Raw genomic sequence first — 17,554 nt, forward strand, 5'->3', positions numbered from 1 at the left:
TGTCATGGGTAAAATCCGCCGCGGTCCGCGGAACGGCTAGGTTCCGCCCATTTCGCAGCATCCCGGCGGGATCCGATCGGCCAGCCATACTTCATTCCCGGCGAAGTAAAAGCTCACGCCCGCCTCCCTCGCTTTTTGCGTATTGATCCGGAGGATGACTAGCTCTCCTCGGCGGCTCCCCGCCAGCGTGGCGAAATGCGTCCCTTCCGACAGATGGACATATTGCCGCGTCATCGGGCGAAGTCCTTCCTGGAGTATGGCCGGGAGCGCCTTCCGGTTCGTTCCGTGGTATAACACGGCGGGAGGCTCGGCCGGAGCGTACTGCACCCGAGTGTGACTGTGGCCGTATCTGGCCCGAATGCGGTCATTCTCGATGATGTAACGCTGCTTATCGGAGTTGCGGACGACCTGCTCCACATCTTCGCGCCGAACCCAGGACCACCGCCGCTGGGCCGTGACCGCCTGGAGAAACGCGTCCATCGCGCACGCCCCGTCTTCGGGACTCAGCTGGAGGCCGAATTCCTCCGGGGTATGGCGGAGCATTTTGCTCATCAGCTTGCTGAGCCCTTTCTCCGAATTTGAATCCAGCATCATGTTCACCCCCCTTCGTTCTGTTGGTTGTGCTGCGATTGTTCTGTTGATTGTTCCGTTGGCGGATTCTACCAACCTATCCTTGATTGCATTATAACTCCCCTGTACCGGGAGGTCATGCGGCGGATCTTTTTGTCGTCCCGCTCCCGCTGCACTTTCGTTCCCCGCCGCAAATAACGGTCTTTTGAGGCGCTATTTCGGCCAAATTCGGCTCCGCGAGCAAAATAGCGGTCAAAAAAGGCCTTATTTCCCTCTCACCGGCCCCAAAATCAGGTTTTGGCCCGTTTTACCCCAAAATAAGCGCCCAAAAGGCCGCTATTTTCCTCCGATCAGCCAAATTCGACAAAATAACGGCGCAAAAGACCGCTATTCCTCCGCCCAGCTTCAACAAGAGACAGTGGTCGCCGTATGCGCCACCTTCCTTACATCCGCAAAGGGACCGTCCTGTCCGTTCCGCCATGGCTATGGATTTCTCCCCTACACCTTATATGGTATACTGCCTGTAATATATGAAAAAAGGTGGGTTTACTAGAATGTGGAAAGAGTTTAAAGCCTTCGCCCTGAAGGGCAACGTCCTCGATTTGGCCATCGGGGTCATTATCGGGGGCGCTTTCGGAAAAATCGTAACTTCCCTGGTCAATGACATGCTGATGCCCCTATTCGGGATTTTGATGGGCGGCATCGACTTCAAGGACCTGATCTTTCAATACGGGGAAACGAAATTGTTGTACGGCGCTTTTTTGCAGACCGTCATCGATTTCTTCATTATCTCTTTCTCCATTTTCCTGTTTGTGAAAGGACTCAACAGGTTCAAACGGAAGGAAGAGGCGCCGAAGCCGGAAGCCCCGCCCGAACCGTCCAAGGAGGAAGCGCTGCTCGCGGAAATCCGCGATCTGTTGAAACAGCAAGGGCAAACCGGGGCGTAAGTCCAAACAACGAGCAGGCCGCCAACCAAATGAATCCGGAGGCGCCGGAGCGCCGGCTGGGGATACAGGAAGCCATGAATTATCACCCAGTAGCCAGTACCCAGTACCAGCGCCCAGCTAACGGGAATCCCTCCGATCATCATGAGTGACTCCCCGTCTTGCGGGACAAGTATCCCGGCTAGCGGCACTCCCTCCCGTTAACGAGGTGACTAACCCGTTTTGCGGAGCCATAGTCCCAACTAACGGGATTTCCTCCCGTTAAATTGGGCCTATTTGGCTGCAAAGTCGAATTAGCTGGAAAACCTCCCGCTAATTTAGCCGAAACCAATGTATCTCGGCGGTTTGGCGTAAAATAGATGGAACTTTTCCATCTATTTCGAATCCAACGCCCAAGAGCGGAAAATTAACGGGAGGTTTTCCCGTTAATAATATTCAGAGCGGCACGGATGCGCCAAAAAGAGCCTGAACCCCCTCCCGGCGGTTCAGGCTCTTGTGCATCGTCATTACAGCCGCGGATCGATGGCTTTCTCCTGCGCCACTTCAAACAGCAGGTTGGCGGCGATTTCCTGATACGCCGTGTGCCCGGGGGCAATGTCGGCGAAAGGAACGCCCAGCAGGCTCATCCCGAGCCGGTACTCGTTCAGCGAGGCGCGCAGCTTCTGGCTGATGTTCTTTTGCTTGAGCAGCTTGCGGTACTTGTGCGGGAACCGGTAGTCGTAGCCGTAGATGATGGACAGGTACTCGGGGTTCCGCACCTTCATATAAGGCACGGTGGCGCCGGTCCATACCTCCGGTTTGATAACGACGCCCTCCATATGCTTCTCCAGCGTCAGTTCGGCGAAGTACCGCTCCGCTTGCTCCAGACTGTCCGGCACCGACAAGTCCAGCGCCAGCGCTTCGTCCTCCGACAGGAACCCGTACATGTCGGACGTCGTCCAATCCGGCAATTGCTCCCGCCCGTCCTCGTAGACGATTTTGAGCAGGGCAAACGGTTTGTACTCCAGCACCGACTCCAACTCCACTTCGCCTTCGCCGTCCGCCGCATACCATTCCAACTGACGCTTATAGGTCTCGTAAGCTTGGACGTGTTCTTCCAGCGCGACGTAGGTGTCGCGGAGCTCATGAACATGCTTGTAGTTCTGGTACACGCTCGGACCGTACTTGTCGCTCAGGTCGGACTTCGAGGCCCTGAACTGGTCCTGTTCAAAGCCGCTCGCCTCATAGTCCTCCAGCAGCTTCCCGAACGCCTGCTCGAAACCGTTTTGCCGCAGGAACGCAAGCTCGGATTCCAGCGCTGCCCCGATCGGCTTAAACTGCCGGTCGATCAGCCCTTCGCCCAGCGCCTTCCACGGCAGGAGCTCCCCGTCCAGCATAAGCATGGCAATCTGACGTTCCTCCATATAGGCGCCGAACTTCCGCAACAGCTTGCCGAAGATCTCCGACAAGTCCACCTGATTGATCTTGTATCCATTCCGGCTGACGGCAAAGCAACGCTCCGGCTCCTTATGCAGATACACATTGCATCTCGAGCCCATATATTTGGGCTGCAGTACGACTTGCGTTACGCCGCGGTCCCTGAAATAAGCCAGTCCGCGCTCCAGAGACTCCAGCTCGCCGCTCGCTTCGTCCTTATCGGCCGGCGACATCGTCCCGGAGATAAAGTTGACCTTATGCCGCGAGCAGTAATGCAGCCGACGGATTTCGTCTTCTTCCAGGTCCGCCACCGACACCTTCCGCTCCCGCTTGAACAGCGTCTTCAGCTCTTCCCCTCCCCCGATGACCGCCTGGGCGGACTTGCGGGACTTCAGGAACGGTTTGTACGAGATGCTGACCGAAGTCAACTGATTCCCGTGGACGCTGCCGGTATCGATATGGATTTTGTTGCGGATGCGAAACGGCTGCTTCGCCGCAATATGTCCGAACACATGGTACGGATGATTGGACACCGCTTCCTCCTCCAGAAAGGCCAGCTGCTCCTCGAGCGGAGCCTCCCGGTCGATCCGGAAATTCCGCTGGTGCCGCGCCGAGTTCGTGTCCAGCTTCCCGATGTATTTTTTCCGGCACGGTGCATGGGTGACATAAAACGAAGGACCTTGCACCCCGACATACCGGTAAAACGGCTTCGACAGCGACACCAAATGCCGGAATTTTTCCAGAAGTTCCGCATCACCGCGCAATACCTCAGTCGAGTCGAAATACGAGCGAACCAGCTCACGATCGGCGCCCTGAATTTCCCCGTTCAAATATTTGCCCACAAAATTTTCATGGTTGCCGAGCACAAAGTAGAAGTGCTCCCGGTTTTCGTAAAGGAACTCGATGATTTCCTTCGTTTGCCGACCTTTGTCGATCCAGTCCCCCACGAGGACCATCTTCGTCTGCCGCAATCGCTCGGGCGCCGACAACTTGCCGTCCTCCAGCCGGAAACCGTGGTCGCGCAGCAACCCCTGCAAATCGCCCACACATTCATGGACGTCGCCGATGATAATATACTGCTGATCCTGCGGGAGAACGCCGCCCAGATAATCCTCCAAGTTTTCAACGACGACGCGGTATTCCGGATTCGCCTTCCCTTCCTCGGGCCGGTAAAAATCCTTAGCCCGCACCTTATGGATTTTGTCGTACCCTTCCCGGGCCAGCGAGCCCAGGACCTCTTTTCTCAGCCGGTTGATATGGTTGGTAATGAGCTTCTTCGAGCGCTCCGAGGCGTAGTAATCGTCCCGCTTCCGGTAATCGAACACGATCGCTTCCAGATTGTAATTGTTCCGATAGGCGATGTCCTTCACTTTGGCCCGGAAATCCTCGGACAACCCGGTGGTATCGACCACCACGAACTCCGCATTGACCGGAAAAGAAGTCGCCATGTTCAACCGCTCGAACAGAAGATGAAACGCCTGCTCGCTGGCCTCCAGCATCACTTGATCGTACTTGTCGTAATCATGGCCGAGCACCTCCTGGCGAATCTGGTCGGAGGACAGATATTGCACGTTGGCCTTGATGCTTTTGTCCCGATCTTCAAACCGCAGCCCCGGAACCAACACTTCCTTGGCGAACGTGGTTTTGCCGCATTCGGTAGAGCCGATCAGCATAAAAACCGTATGAACCTTCGTCCGGATCTCCATGGATCAGGCCCCCTCTCTCTTCAAAATAACCCCTTGGGTCGTGGTGATCCCGTCGACCTCGTCGCCGATGGCCACAAATTCATACTGCAAGTTCGCGAAGCGCTTCAACAGATCGCCGATCCAGGCCTGGAACGAAGCTCCGCCCAGCTCCCATTTGTGATCGTCGTGCCGGAAGCCCTCCAACTCATAATAGCGGTTAAAGTCGGCATTCGGCGTCGTGATGATCAACCGGTCGAAATCCACCTTTTCGCAGATTTGCCGGATCAGTCGCTCCGCTTCCTCCTGGCTCATATGCTCGATGACCTCGGTCAAAATCACATCGACCCGTTCCCCGTTATAGCTCTCCAGAAAAAGATCGATCGAGGCGAACGTAATGATATTGTCCAGCTCTTTTCGCGCGGCCTTCCGCTGGACTTGCTCCAACAGCTCCTCGTTGATATCGACCGCGTAATAGCTGCCTTCGATTTTCCCGGCAAAAGGAATCGCATAGAATCCTTCCCCGCAGCCCACGTCGAGAATCGACTTGTCAAAAGCGAGCGCGCTTCCGATGTAGTTCCGCCGCTGCAGCGCCGTGCCGCCAAAAGCAAAGCGAATGCTGTAGCGGTCCGTCTTCTCGAGCTCCGCCTTGTATTTTTTGAACCGGTCCCGGGAAGCCAGAAAATTCCGTACGAACAAGCTCCGAATGTAAAACGGCGCGTCGATCACTTGGAGGCTCTTGATGTATTTGTCCAGAATGCTGTCCGAAATATCCACGTGCTCATTGCCGAACATCGACAGGAACAAGCACAATACGCTCACCGCGTGAAGGAGCTGGTACAGACTTTTGTGCGTCCTCACGGTCAGGGCATAGCTTTTGTGCGCCCGGTGGGTGATTTCGAATGAGAAATCCTGCAAGTGCTTCTTGAAAAAATCGATATACGGCAACCGTTCGATATGAATCATATTGATGAAAAAGGTATGCTCATACCCCTCCGTATCCTGCTCATGCCGCGCTTTTAACGGAGCGGAAAAGAACTCGCCGATCGCGTTCAGCGGAAACAGCGGCGTATTGTATCTCGACACGTTCAGGTACTCGAAAGTCTCCCCCTCATGCTGCTTATACGAAATATCGTTGTCCGCGTCTTTAAAATACACGTTAAAGGTCTGTTCACCGCTATACCAGCCGTACGCCGTCCCTTTGCGAACCGAGCGCAGCTGCATGCCAGATTGCGGATTTTTCTTGATCAAAAATGAAAACTTCGGATTCGTGGATGTAACCTGTAGGATAGCCATAATGAACCTTCTTCCAATGTGAAAATAGGTACGCGGTTGCCCGCCTCTACGCCCATACCTCGCGCAAGGCGGAGCGAAAGAGGACGTCCAACCGCTCGTCTTCGAGCTGCGACGGTTCCGTCCTGAATTGGGCGGCCGCCTCCTCAAAGTAATTCAAGCGCTCCTCCAAATATTCGTGGATGGCGGTCAACTTAGGCTCCAAATCAAGCTCTTCCCCGGCTTTTTTGCGGGCCAGCAGGCGTTGAACCGCATCCATCAGTGCGCTTTCCGGCGGGATCAAGTCCTCCACCAGCTTATCGAACTCCACCGGAGGCATCGTATTGTGCTTCTCGATCCAGCCGCAGGCGAGCACCGGCCGCAGTACGTAGAAATACTTCTTGATCTTCACCCGTTCCCCTTGCAGATATCCCCGGAAATTCCCTTTCGCCATGTTGAGATAATGGTATATGCATGATTTCGGCGAAAACGTCAGCGGCGATATGCGGCGGATCTGCTCCGCCACGGAATAGGGCTCCAAATATTGTATCGGAGAATGCAGCCATTCCAATAAGGGAGGGTTGGATTTGCGGAATAGCCTCAAGGCCTTCTTCAAATCCCAGCCGTTGATGTCCAGTTGGTCGCTGATCGGCCGCTCGATCACATCCCGTCCCTCAAAAATGGATAGGTACCAGTCCAAAGGCCGGATATAAAGAAAACGGACATCATAGTCGCTGTCCCGCGAAGGGAAGCCCCAAGCGCGGCTTCCCGATTCGCATGCGTACAGAATACGAACCCCTTCCTGCTCTTCAATGCGCCGAAGCTCGTTCAGGATGACGGGGCGGAATTCGGACGGTTCCTGAGTCATAGGGGATCACTCCTTCTTGTCGAGATCCATGGCATCCACCTGCTTCGTCATGGACGCGTAGCCTTGCAGCGTCTGGGCAATGTAGGACAGGACCGTGTCGCTCCAACCGTAGATGTAAAAGGTGTTGCGGTCCATTTCCGGCACCATCGCGTACCGGTAAGGAGCGATGTCCACGATGAACGCCTTGACTTCCGGGTTGATGGCGGCACGGTACTGGGCCAGTTCCCGGTAGAACGGGCTGCCGGTGTTTTGATGCTCATCCGTAATGATGATGATCTGGTCCACCCGCTTGCGCTCCAGGAGCAGCTTGCGCACGGGGGCACCGGTATCGGTCCCGCCGCTGGCGCGGATATGCTGCGCCTGGCCGAGTATGCTGTCGCGCTTCGAAGGTCTCGCGTCGCGGACCTCGTGGTTGAACAGCCAGAACAGCGAGTTCCCCCGCGTCTTCTTATACAGGGCCAGGGCAAATACCGAACCGGTCTCCAGATATTGTCCCTCCATCGAGCCGGAGATGTCCAGGAAAATCGCCGTGTCCTCACCCAAATCCGGCAGGTTGCCGAAGGTCAGGTCCACCGCGTCCCGCAGCGCATCGCGCAGATCGGGATGCTCGACCTGACGGAACGCCGTCGCGAACCGGAACGGCAGGATGCGCGCCTTGCGCAGCGCCTCTTCATCGTTGAACCGCGCGATGACGTAGTCCAGGTTCCGCTTGTCGTCCAGGACGCCCGCACGCTGCAGGGCGTTCAGGTGGCGGAGCAGCGCAAAGGTCGGCATCTGGTACAGCAATGCCTCCCACACGGCCTTGGTCGGCTGAATCGCGCCGGTAACCGTCTCGTACGGAAGCTTGCCGCGGCCGATCCACTCGATCTGCTCGCTTTCGCTCGCGGCGCGCTTCAGCCGCTCCAGCGCCGCCACCTGCGGCAGCAGCTCGAGGTCGGCCTCCCAGCCGCGCAGGTACCGGAACAGCGCCTGCTGCTTCAAGTCCGCCGGCTTCGGATGGGCCGTGGCGATCACGTCGCCCAGGCTGTAGCCGCGGCCGCGGCCGTTGTATTTGACGGCCCAGTATTCGCTGACGCCGGCCAGGAACTGGTTCACCTGGCGCTTGACCGCGCGGCCGCCCTCGCCCCGGCCCTGACCCTTGAGAATGGTCAGGAAGTCGAACAGGTCGGAAGGAATTCGCACGACCTGCGGGAACACCTTGGCGAACAAATCGGGCCGGTAGGCCGAGAGCACCGCCAAGCCGAAGATCGGCTGCAGACGCATCAGGCCGGTGTTGCGGGCGAACACGAGCGCTTTTGCCATAAACGTCGGGTTGGCCGCCGCCATTTCATGGTGGAGCTGCTCGGCATCGCTCAGGAGTTCTTTTTGATCGGCATAAAACGTATTGCTCATCGTATTGGTCAGCAAAGTCTGCAGGTACTGTTCCTCCGCAGACCGCGTATAAGCGGGATAATGATCTTTGTTGCGAGTGGTCGGTCTGAACGGACCGAACAATTTTTGGGCGAAACTCATTTTAAATAACCTCCTATATCCGTGTGTGAGTGCAATGACGCCCAACGGAATATTTAGATAACACCGGTGAGGAAAAAGAGGGGCGGGTTCGGTGCAGGAGTCGAACCTGCCGTAAAGCCCGGTAATTCCATAAGTGCGCTTGGATGGCGAAGTAACCCGCCCCGGCGCCTCACCGGTATTATTTAGATGTGCTGGGAACGGGTGCGCGAGGAAGAAAGCTTGTTGAGAAGGCTGCTGTGCCCTCCGGCACGATCATTACTAATCCCTAATTAGTCGAAGTAACCCTCTCAGGCGCCTCGCGCGCGTTCCTGCATTTGATGCAACTCATCTTCGAGGAAAAAGGCGGACAGGTCACATAAACTGCTCTACCTCTGAGCTATTCCGCCGTTAGGCGGAAGTTGGATTCGAACCAACGGCCAGTCGCTTAAAAGGCGAAGGATCCCGTCCAGGCGCCTCGAAGATCTCACTCGGCCGTCCCCTTGCGGCGATGACCTTGTGAACCTATCTTCGCCGATTTTTCGCTTCGCGAACATGGCGAAAGTATTACGAGGGGAAAATTTAGCCGGTTTTTGAGGGGGATGGTGACAAGCCGATCGATCCGAACCGCCAATTCCCCGGTCCGCCCGGCCGCCCGCTACAATAGCGGCGTTTTGGGCCGCTATTTCGGCCCGATTTGCGTTTTCGGAAAAAATAGCGGCCAAAAAGGGCCTTATTTCTCTGGTGCGAGCCCAAAAATCGGTTTTCGGCCCGCTTTTCCCTAAAATAAGGCCCCAAATGACCGCTATTTCACGCCAAAGAGCCCAATTCAACAAAATAGCGCCGCAAAAGGCCCTTATTCACTTATCCCCCTGCCCGGGTTCAGAGGAAGGCTGTTACAGGCGTTAGCCCTCTCGGGTTAATTACAACTCCAATGAGGAGCCGACCGCTGACCAAGGTTCCTCCCCGTCCCGTCCGCGGCAACCGGCCCCTTTTGGGACAAAACGGGTATAGCCATCTTTTCGGGCCTGCGCCTCAAGGACCCTATGGTATCATGTTCATAACGTTAATTTTTAGGGAAGGAAATCATTATAAAGCATGAATATTTCATCCTCTGTAACATCCAAGCAATTAATGGAGCTGCTATTAAACGTAGCCGTCGTCCGCCCGGTGTTTATCTGGGGGCCGCCGGGCGTGGGAAAATCCTCGCTGGTTCAGCGGTTTGCCGATCTGGTCGGCTTGCCTTGCGTCTCGCTGCTCGGCAGCCAGCTGGCACCGGAAGACCTCATCGGGGTGCCGCAAATCGTCGGCGGGGTGAGCCGGTTTTGCCCGCCGAGCATGATCGCCCGAAACGAGCCGTACTGCCTGTTTCTGGATGAGTTGAACGCCTGCACGCACGAGGTACAGAAAGCTTTTTACAGCTTGATTCTGGAAAAACGCGTCGGCGAATACCGTCTGCCGGAAGGCTCGGTCGTCATTGGAGCCGGAAACCGGGCGCAGGACAGCGCGATTGTGAAGCCGATGTCGTCCGCGCTCATGAACCGCATGTTTCATGTGCAGCTTAAGGTTTCCCACCGCGAATGGCTGGAGTGGGCTTACGAGAACGAGCTCCACCCCCTGGTCATTCAATATATCGAGACGCGCCCGGATCATCTGTGGGTTCAGCCGCCGAAGCACGAGGAACCGTTCTCCACGCCAAGATCGTGGCATATGTTAAGCGATGCGCTGAAGGAATACGGGGATCGGCTGCGGCCGGATACCCTGGAAGTGCTTGCTACGGGCTGTCTATCGCCGCATCACGCCGGGCAGCTGAAGGCTTTTTATAAGCAAAGCCATTATAAATACAAGCTGCATGAGATTATCGAAGGCGGAGCGAACTGGCCCCACCAGCCGGAGGACCGGGATGTGCTTTACTTTATGGCCCAGTCTTTCCGGGCTCACCTGATCAAGGAGCTGCCGGAATCCAAGGACGCGCTCGCCGAACATCATAAGAAGCTGGCCCACCGCGCCAAGGCCCTGCTCAAAAATTTAAGCGCGATCAGTCTCGAAATCGCCCAACTGGCCGTGGCCAGGGACGAAGCCGGCGAGAGTCTGCCGGATTGGTTCCTGGTGGAGATCGTTCGGGACTTGCCCAGACTTGTACAGAAGAAGGAAGCCTGATCGATTATGGGAAAACAAAAACAAAAATCCGGAGAAATGGACCCGGCCACACGGGCTTATGAGGAGGGGCTGCGGCTTATCTCCCGTCACCCGATGTTTGCCCCGCTCGCGTCGCACGCTCATTTTGTGCGCATGGAGGGCAATCTCTGCCCGGATAACGGCTGGGCGGTCACGACAAGCAGCGGGTATATCCATGTTCATCCGAAACGCAGGGCCCTGCCCGAAGAATGGATTTACATTCTGGCCCATGCTCTTCTGCATCTAGGTTTCGGGCATTTCAAGGTAATGGAACGGCAGGACATGTGGAACACGGCCTGCGACGCTTTTATCGCCAAGTTTCTATACGATATGCGGCTGGGCAAGCCCCCTGAGGGGATGAACGGGTCGGTAGAGATCCCTTCCGGAAAGGGGGCCGAAGAAGATCTCTATCACAGCTTCATCGACCAGGGGCTTCCCCTTTCCTTTCATAATCTCGGCACTGCGGGTCCCGGACATCAGGACATGCTCCTAGGCTCCAAGGCTTCCGACCGCTCTTACTGGGGTAACAAGAACGTCAACTGGCAGGATTTGTTGGGTAAAGGGCTCGCCATGGCCGTGACGAGCGCGGTCAACGTATCGGCGGGGTATGAAGCTTACCTCGGCGCAAACCGCGATGTTTTGACGCCCGTTATGAAAGCCCGCAACTGGTTTGTCAGCAGTTACCCGCTGATGGGCGCGATGGCGGCGGACTTCCGGATCATTGAGGATCCTCTGCTCTGCACCCGCCTGTCGATTTCGGTGGCCGCCGTCGATGCCGAGGCCAAGGAAATCTACGTCAACCCTGCAGCCGGGCTGGACGAGCAGGAATGCCGCTTTGTGCTCGCCCACGAATTTCTGCACGTCGGACTACGGCACCATGCCCGCGCGGAAGGGCGTGACCCCTATCTGTGGAATGTCGCCTGCGACTATGTCATCAACGGGTGGCTTATGGAAATGGGGTTGGGCGCCTTTCCGCGGGTGGGAGGCCTGCATGACCCGGAGCTTAAAGGACTGTCGGCGGAATCCGTTTACGACCGGATCGTCACGGACATGCGGCTGTACCGGAAAGTCGCGACTTTTCGCGGCGTCGGAACGGGCGATATTCTGGAGCCGAAGGTCCCCGATTGGTGGGACCGAAAAGACGGGCTGACACTGGATGAATTTTATCGGAGCTGTCTTAGCCAAGGGCTCGATTATCATTTTGACCAAAACCGGGGCTTCCTGCCGGCGGGTCTGATCGAGGAGATCCGGGCCTTGTCCCAGCCCCCGATCCTGTGGGACGTGGAACTGGCGAAGTGGTTCGACAACTATTTTTCCCCGCTGGAAAAAGTCCGGACTTACGCCAGGATCAGCCGCCGGCAAGCGTCCACCCCCGATATTCCCCGCCCCCGCTGGGTGCCGGATGCGGGAGCCGAGGACGGCCGCACCTTCGGGGTGGTTCTGGACACCTCCGGTTCCATGGACACCAAGCTGCTGGGCAAGGCCCTTGGGGCGATCGCCAGCTACAGCATGGCCCGGGATGTGCCGCTCGTCCGGGTCGTGTTTTGCGACGCGGCCGTCTATGATCAAGGATACCTCGCGCCGGAAGCGATTGCGGACCGCGTCTCCGTCAAAGGCAGGGGCGGAACGATCCTGCAGCCGGCCATTGATCTGCTCGAGCATGCCGGGGATTTTCCGAAAAGCGGCCCGTTGTTGATCATCACGGACGGCTACTGCGATCGGGTGAGCATTCGCCGCGAGCACGCTTTCCTGATTCCGAAAGGCAGCCATCTTCCCTTCGTGCCCAAGGGCAAAGTTTTCCGAATGGACTGACGCCTGTTAAAATAGGATTATACATAATCAGGAAACAGGTGGTTGAGGTGGCAAAAGAAAGCTTCGATAAGGAAATCCAGTTTCTGCGGATGCTCGTGCTGACCAGCGGGGCCTACAGCAGGCAGCAATTCGCCGAACGTCTCGGCATCTCCGTCCATACGTTCGACAAGACGCTGCGCCGGCTGAAGGATATCGTCGGCACGATGTATCAGCAGCTGCCGCAGGAGCAGAGCAAGGAATTCGCGGAGGCGATCCGCTTTAATTACTACGAGTCGGCTGACCCGATGCTGCTCTTTTTGTTCCGGGCGAAATCGCTGAAGGGATCGGAATCGGTGCGCTACTCGCTCCTTCTGGCCGCGCTGAACGACCAGGCGCTGACGGCGATGGAGCTGATGGACTACTGCTGCGGCAGCCTCCCCGCCGACATCCCGCTCCCCGACGAGAAGACGATTCGGTCGGATCTGAAATATTTGGAAGAGGTCGGTGTCATCCGCAAGGAATCCGCCTCCCGCCCCTACCGCTATCGGTTGGACAACGACCTGGTGCGGGAATTGACGGAGGAGGAGCTTTACGACCTGTACGACTTCGTGGATGTGATGGCCAATACGCAGATCCCCTCCGTCCAGGGATATCTTCTCCGCGACGGCCTAAAGAAGCACCTGCTGCGAAACCAGGCCGAGCCACTGGCCCTGGACCATTTTTTGTATAAATACCACTATTATTCGCGGATTCTGGATGAGGCGCATTTGTTCACGCTTCTGGACGCGATCCGGCACCGGCGGCGGGTGCGGTTTTTGTATTTTTCGCCCAAAGCCGACAAAAGCTACGCCGCGCAAAATACAAATCCCTTGTTCGAACGGGAATCGGAAGGGAAATTGGAGAAGACCCTCCCCCTGAAGGTCGTTTACGATCACCAATACGGGCGCTGGTATTTGCTCGCCTCCGGTAGAGAGGGCATCCGCAAATACCGGATGGAAGGGATGACCCAGCTCGAGGAGGAGGACGCGGTGGCCGAGCAGGTATTTGCGGAGAAAGCGGCCGCACTGGAGGAGAGGATGAGGTACAGCTGGCTGCTCGATACCGGACGGCCGGTTACGGTGCGGGCCCGCTTTTTCAATCCCGGTCATTTCGAACCCAACTTTGTCAGGGAGCGCGTCCTGCTGCAAGGTCAATGGGGGCAAATCGTCGCCGAGGAAGAGGAGAGCTTCATCTACGAGATCAAGGTTAACGGCACGACCGAAATCAAGCCGTGGCTGCGGAGTTTCGGCTCCAGCTGCGAGGTGCTCGAACCGCTTTATTTTCGCCGCGAAATGATTGCCGAGTGGAAGGAGATTCAGGCCTATTATGAATCCGTTTGAGAAAATTTTTAACTACCAGGTCATCTCCCGTCTGGACGATTCCGGCACGTTTATGGTCACCGCGCACGAACGGGCCTGGCTGAAAAAAATGCTGAAGCATCCGGCGGCCGAGGAGGCCTTTACCCCGGAAACCCGGCAAAAGCTGCAGGGACTGCTGCAAAGCGTAGAGGAGCTGACCACCTCCGATTATCTGACCGAAAAGGCGAAAAGCGCGGAGAAACAGGTTTATCATCCGCTGCTGCGCATCCTTCGCCGGCATATCGTCGAGCGGAGCGGCATCCGGATCTCGTTCCAGGTCAAGCGCGGCCGGGTACAGCCAGACCGTTCGGGGCTTGCTTACAAGCTGGAATATTCCATGGTCAAAAGAGAATGGTATCTGCTCTGGTACGATCTGCGCCGCCATGCCCTCATGAGCACCCGGCTGAGCAAATTGATCTCCATCGCCCCCGAACCGCTGGACCCGGCCGCCGCCGACCAGGTCTATGAGGAAATCGCCCGGACGCTGGACTCGCGAAAGACGGAAACCGTCCTGGAGGTGGTCCGGGAATACCACAAAGAGTTGTCGCGCATTTTGTACGCTTTTTCCTGCTTCGAGAAAACCGTCGAATACGATGAAGAGCAAGGCACCTATCGCCTCCGCGTCTGCGTTCTGGGGGACGAGGTGGAGTATCTCCTGTCCAAAATCCGTTTTCTCGGCAAACGGGTGCGGATTCTGGAGGGCGACTACTTGAAGCGGAGAATGCTGGAGGCGTCCACCAAAGCGTTGGAGCGGTACGGGGACGAGGTTAGTCCCAATGCCGATGAGGTGGAGTTGTCCTCGTAAAAACGAGAGCGGCGCGGAGATCCTTGTGCTTGAAGGAAAGGATCTCCGCTATTTCCGCTTCTCCAGCTTCTTCTTGAGCTTGTCCAGTTCGTCCTGCATGGCCGGGCGCCGCGGATACATCTCACTCAACCGGTCCAGCAACCGCAAACTCTCCTCCCGGGCACCCGCCTCAAAGTATTCTTGGAGAAGCTTGCAGGTTTCCCTGTACCTTCTTCGCTCCGTCGCCTCCTTCGCTTGATCCAAAATAAACGCCTCATACAGAAGATAAGTCTCTTCCGGAAAATCCTTGGCTACCCGCTTCCCGTAGTACTGAATTAGATACTTGCGCTCACGGAGAAGGTCCAGCAACTTCTCAAACTCTCCGGCCTGATTCAGCAGGGAGGCGTAATCCTGAGACATAAGCTTTGTGGAAAGCTCTTGCAGCAGCGGCTCCCGTTTTTGCTCCCAAATCCCCTTCGCTTCATAAAGCAGCTTAAGCTTCGGGTAATACAATGTTTTGCCAAGGAGCAGGATGTAATGAACAACCCCCTCCAGCTTCTCTGAGTCGTTGGTTTCCGTATAGATCGACTCCAGGAATTGGGCCCATTTGAGATTGCGGTCACCCCACTCTTTTCTTTGGGACATCGCCTGAACGCATAGTTGCTCGGCCAACGCATAGTCTTTTCTTTCCAACGCCTTGTTGACGGCCAGTTCCCTGACCTCGAACACTTCCAGATTCTCCATCAGGTACCGGTCTGACGCCTCCGGTCCCTCAAGCCGCTCCACAATCTGATAAGTGATTAAATGCTCATCCGGATATTTGGAGCCGCTAAACGTTGTCCCGAAACTTCCGCACACCTCGTAGACTTTTTGCGCCTGCTTTTCATCGCGAACCAACACGACCGCGGCTTTTAACAGACGAAAGCCAAAATCGGCCCAATCCCTCATTCCCTGAAGTTTGGCAGTCTTGAGAAGGGTTTCGAAAAAGTATTTCCGGTTAGCTTCATCCGCCGTCTCGCATAGGGCGGCAAGCGCTTGGCTGCTGAAACGGATCGCTTCTCCCAGGGACCCTGATGAATCATCGGCGTGGGAAAGAAGTTTGATTCCTTCCTTAACCAACATAATCTCGATATCAAAAGCCAGGACGGGGTCGTCCATAGCTTCGGCTTGTTCCAGGATCGCCACCATTTCCGCACCGACCCGATTACTGCCGCCGTAAGGCAAGAAGCCCCGGTCCGAATGGCGGCGAATCAACGCCTTGAGCTGCTCCTTAAATTCCTTGAATTGCGGATGTTCCGGCATGGTAGCCCTCCTGTTTTCTTAACATAAACGCCTTAAGTTACAACTGAAATCTGCACTATTTTCATTTTCATACTTAACCAGTTTCCAGTTAAATAACGGGAAAACCTCCCGTTAATTTTCCACTCCTGGCCCTTGATTCCGATTTAACTGGAAAAACTCCATCTAATTTACGGCCCAAACACCGATACACATGGTTTCCGGCGAATTAACGGGAGGTTTTCCAGGTAATTCGCCTCTGCGGCCGCATAGGCATCAGATTAACGGGAACAATTCCCGTTAATCTGATCAAAAAGCCGTGTGTCCCTGGCTACTTTCTTCAAAACTCATCCAAATCAAACTTTTTCAGCTTGGCTGCGCAGCAGAATTTGAACTTCTTGCCGCTGTTGCAGGGACAAGGTTCATAAATATTGGACGGAGACAGCTTTTCGGTCAACGCCTTTCGTAAATCGCTTAAATCCTCGAAAAATTCGATCCCTATGATACACTCCAAATCGTATTTTTCGCAAATTCGGGAGATTTTAGCGGCCTGTTCTTCCGATTTAACGGTTACGATGACTGTTCTACCGGATTTGGCCTGGCGTGCCGCTGACCTGCTCTCCGGCTGGGCCTCAGCCTCTTTTCGTGTTTTGGCGATCATCGCGTCAAAAGTCCGATACTTTTCCGGTATCTCCTCCCTCCTGTTCCCCAAGTACATTTCAGCTACCGGATAAAAGGATTCCAACTGATCCGGAATAAGATCGAAATCCATTTCCAAATGCTCAGGCAACGTTTCGCCATTATCTTCCGCCAAACCGAAACCCGCTGCGGTCTCTCCATACGGGTCCAAAACAGCGATATCCTCCTTTGTCGGCATGATTTCAATGCCGCCATCGGTCCGCAGATGGATCCCGGTCAGAGCCTGCAGTGCCACAGCCATCATCTGCCTTAAATCGAGGATATCCATTCTTCGATCATATTTGGCGCTGATCAAATGCTTCTTATAGTGGTAGGCCGCTTTCTCGTTTTCACGAATTTGATCCAACAGCAGTCCCAGACTGAAGTGGGATTCGGCTTGAGCCGGATCGGCCTGAAGGGATTTTTCGAAGGCCGCGGCCGCCAGCTCCGGTCTTCTCCCTTGTATATACAGGTTGCCTAAGCGGTTCCACAGGAATCCGGCCTGCTTAGGGTCCGGGTCCGCGAGCAAATCGAGCAGATGCTCTTCCGCATCGGTCACCCATTGAAAAGAGATTCCGTCGTGAAGGGCCGTTTTTCCTATCCTAAAATTCGCCTGCTCTTCCATGGGGTCGGCCTTCATCTTTAGCAGGTAAACCATAAGAAAAAGCGGGTTCTTTACAGCCCAGTTCCCCGCACCATTACAATGCTTGCAGCGAAAGTAGCCCGTTGCTTGAAAATGTTTGAACATATCTCCATCGTTCGCCGCTGAGTCGGCCGTTATAGATTCCTCGGCATCCCGCCCCTGTTGTTCTGGATCAAACAAGATCTGTCCAAGATCATACTGGCCTTGTCTGCCGCAGTGGCCGCAAATCAGAGTTTGCTTATTGGGCTCGGAGTAGGCTTCAAACTTCTTCCGGTTTCTATTGATGAGCTTGGTCAGGGCTCCCGGAAGATGAGACGCAGACGGACTTTCGGGGATATCCGACAAAGGTCGATCCGCTAATAATGAAATCAGTCTGGGAGAAATTTGCGCATTCGGGGCTGGCACTATATTACATCCTCTCGTTAATACTATTTGCTCCTGCTTGACTATGTGTTACAAGTTCCAACTTATTCTATTCTATTCTACTATTTGCGCGTTGGAAAACGAAGTTTCAATGTCATACCTATCAGAGGAAGGAGAGCTTTGCCGATATGTAGAATTTAAC

13 protein-coding genes and 1 tRNA gene are annotated in these 17,554 nt (G+C 55.5%); 5 read left to right on the forward strand and 9 right to left on the reverse strand.

Going from position 1 to position 17,554, the window contains the following annotated elements; genetic code table 11:
- Positions 1-36: 36 nt before the first annotated feature.
- Positions 37-591: an RNA 2'-phosphotransferase gene (locus LBW89_RS03705; RefSeq protein ID WP_225038673.1), complete on the reverse strand. Its 555-nt coding sequence runs from the start codon at positions 589-591 to the stop codon at positions 37-39.
- Positions 592-877: 286 nt separating this feature from the next.
- Positions 878-1,051, reverse strand: a complete 174-nt coding sequence (locus LBW89_RS03710; protein ID WP_225038516.1) for a hypothetical protein — start codon at positions 1,049-1,051, stop codon at positions 878-880.
- 73 nt (positions 1,052-1,124) lie between these two features.
- On the opposite strand from LBW89_RS03710, the gene mscL reads away from it, so the two are divergent.
- On the forward strand, positions 1,125-1,517 hold the full coding sequence (gene mscL, locus LBW89_RS03715) for a large conductance mechanosensitive channel protein MscL (protein ID WP_148455062.1): 393 nt from the start codon (positions 1,125-1,127) through the stop codon (positions 1,515-1,517).
- Positions 1,518-2,020: 503 nt separating this feature from the next.
- Here mscL and LBW89_RS03720 read toward each other — a convergent pair.
- The 5 genes from LBW89_RS03720 to LBW89_RS03740 form a co-directional block, all read right to left on the reverse strand.
- Positions 2,021-4,636, reverse strand: coding sequence for a metallophosphoesterase (locus tag LBW89_RS03720; RefSeq protein ID WP_225038517.1), 2,616 nt, complete (start codon positions 4,634-4,636; stop codon positions 2,021-2,023).
- Positions 4,637-4,639: 3 nt separating this feature from the next.
- A complete protein-coding gene (locus LBW89_RS03725) occupies positions 4,640-5,908 on the reverse strand; it encodes a class I SAM-dependent methyltransferase (protein WP_225038518.1) in 1,269 nt (422 codons plus the stop codon).
- Between the two features lie 46 nt (positions 5,909-5,954).
- A complete protein-coding gene (locus tag LBW89_RS03730) occupies positions 5,955-6,752 on the reverse strand; it encodes a nucleotidyltransferase domain-containing protein (protein WP_225038519.1) in 798 nt (265 codons plus the stop codon).
- Between the two features lie 6 nt (positions 6,753-6,758).
- A complete protein-coding gene (locus LBW89_RS03735) occupies positions 6,759-8,264 on the reverse strand; it encodes a TROVE domain-containing protein (RefSeq protein WP_225038520.1) in 1,506 nt (501 codons plus the stop codon).
- Between the two features lie 389 nt (positions 8,265-8,653).
- A tRNA-Lys gene (locus LBW89_RS03740) sits at positions 8,654-8,737 on the reverse strand.
- A 601-nt stretch (positions 8,738-9,338) separates the two neighbouring features.
- Between LBW89_RS03740 and LBW89_RS03745 the strand changes: the two genes are divergently transcribed.
- From LBW89_RS03745 to LBW89_RS03760, 4 genes are read left to right on the forward strand one after another with little or no spacing between them, the layout of a single operon-like run.
- Positions 9,339-10,400 carry an AAA family ATPase gene (locus tag LBW89_RS03745; RefSeq protein WP_148455052.1) on the forward strand — a complete coding sequence of 354 codons (1,062 nt, stop codon included), beginning with the start codon at positions 9,339-9,341 and terminating at the stop codon, positions 10,398-10,400.
- Between the two features lie 6 nt (positions 10,401-10,406).
- On the forward strand, positions 10,407-12,230 hold the full coding sequence (locus tag LBW89_RS03750; protein ID WP_225038521.1) for a DUF2201 family putative metallopeptidase: 1,824 nt from the start codon (positions 10,407-10,409) through the stop codon (positions 12,228-12,230).
- A 47-nt stretch (positions 12,231-12,277) separates the two neighbouring features.
- On the forward strand, positions 12,278-13,588 hold the full coding sequence (locus LBW89_RS03755) for a helix-turn-helix transcriptional regulator (RefSeq protein ID WP_225038522.1): 1,311 nt from the start codon (positions 12,278-12,280) through the stop codon (positions 13,586-13,588).
- Complete coding sequence (locus LBW89_RS03760; RefSeq protein ID WP_225038523.1) at positions 13,575-14,411, forward strand: WYL domain-containing protein; 837 nt, start codon at positions 13,575-13,577, stop codon at positions 14,409-14,411. The genes LBW89_RS03755 and LBW89_RS03760 overlap by 14 nt, the downstream gene beginning before the upstream one ends.
- Positions 14,412-14,459: 48 nt before the next feature.
- Here the strand turns inward: LBW89_RS03760 and LBW89_RS03765 are convergent, their stop codons facing one another.
- The gene (locus LBW89_RS03765) at positions 14,460-15,692 is read right to left on the reverse strand and encodes a hypothetical protein (RefSeq protein WP_225038524.1); all 1,233 of its coding nucleotides are present in this window, start codon (positions 15,690-15,692) and stop codon (positions 14,460-14,462) included.
- A 316-nt stretch (positions 15,693-16,008) separates the two neighbouring features.
- Complete coding sequence (locus LBW89_RS27665) at positions 16,009-17,394, reverse strand: SEC-C metal-binding domain-containing protein (RefSeq protein ID WP_225038525.1); 1,386 nt, start codon at positions 17,392-17,394, stop codon at positions 16,009-16,011.
- Positions 17,395-17,554 lie beyond the last annotated feature (160 nt).

Origin of the sequence: Paenibacillus sp. alder61 (genome assembly GCF_020179875.1) — a bacterium.
Classification (GTDB): Bacteria; Bacillota; Bacilli; order Paenibacillales; family Paenibacillaceae; genus Fontibacillus; species Fontibacillus faecis.

What these genes read in the sequence shown, in the direction of transcription:
- LBW89_RS03720 (WP_225038517.1), bottom strand. Translation starts at nt 4,636, where the DNA reads ATGGAGATCCGGACGAAGGTTCATACGGTTTTTATGCTGATCGGCTCT.
- LBW89_RS03725 (WP_225038518.1), bottom strand. Translation starts at nt 5,908, where the DNA reads ATGGCTATCCTACAGGTTACATCCACGAATCCGAAGTTTTCATTTTTG.
- mscL (WP_148455062.1), top strand. Translation starts at nt 1,125, where the DNA reads ATGTGGAAAGAGTTTAAAGCCTTCGCCCTGAAGGGCAACGTCCTCGAT.
- LBW89_RS03730 (WP_225038519.1), bottom strand. Translation starts at nt 6,752, where the DNA reads ATGACTCAGGAACCGTCCGAATTCCGCCCCGTCATCCTGAACGAGCTT.
- LBW89_RS03735 (WP_225038520.1), bottom strand. Translation starts at nt 8,264, where the DNA reads ATGAGTTTCGCCCAAAAATTGTTCGGTCCGTTCAGACCGACCACTCGC.
- LBW89_RS03710 (WP_225038516.1), bottom strand. Translation starts at nt 1,051, where the DNA reads ATGGCGGAACGGACAGGACGGTCCCTTTGCGGATGTAAGGAAGGTGGC.
- LBW89_RS03760 (WP_225038523.1), top strand. Translation starts at nt 13,575, where the DNA reads ATGAATCCGTTTGAGAAAATTTTTAACTACCAGGTCATCTCCCGTCTG.
- LBW89_RS03745 (WP_148455052.1), top strand. Translation starts at nt 9,339, where the DNA reads ATGAATATTTCATCCTCTGTAACATCCAAGCAATTAATGGAGCTGCTA.
- LBW89_RS03765 (WP_225038524.1), bottom strand. Translation starts at nt 15,692, where the DNA reads ATGCCGGAACATCCGCAATTCAAGGAATTTAAGGAGCAGCTCAAGGCG.
- LBW89_RS03705 (WP_225038673.1), bottom strand. Translation starts at nt 591, where the DNA reads ATGCTGGATTCAAATTCGGAGAAAGGGCTCAGCAAGCTGATGAGCAAA.
- LBW89_RS03750 (WP_225038521.1), top strand. Translation starts at nt 10,407, where the DNA reads ATGGGAAAACAAAAACAAAAATCCGGAGAAATGGACCCGGCCACACGG.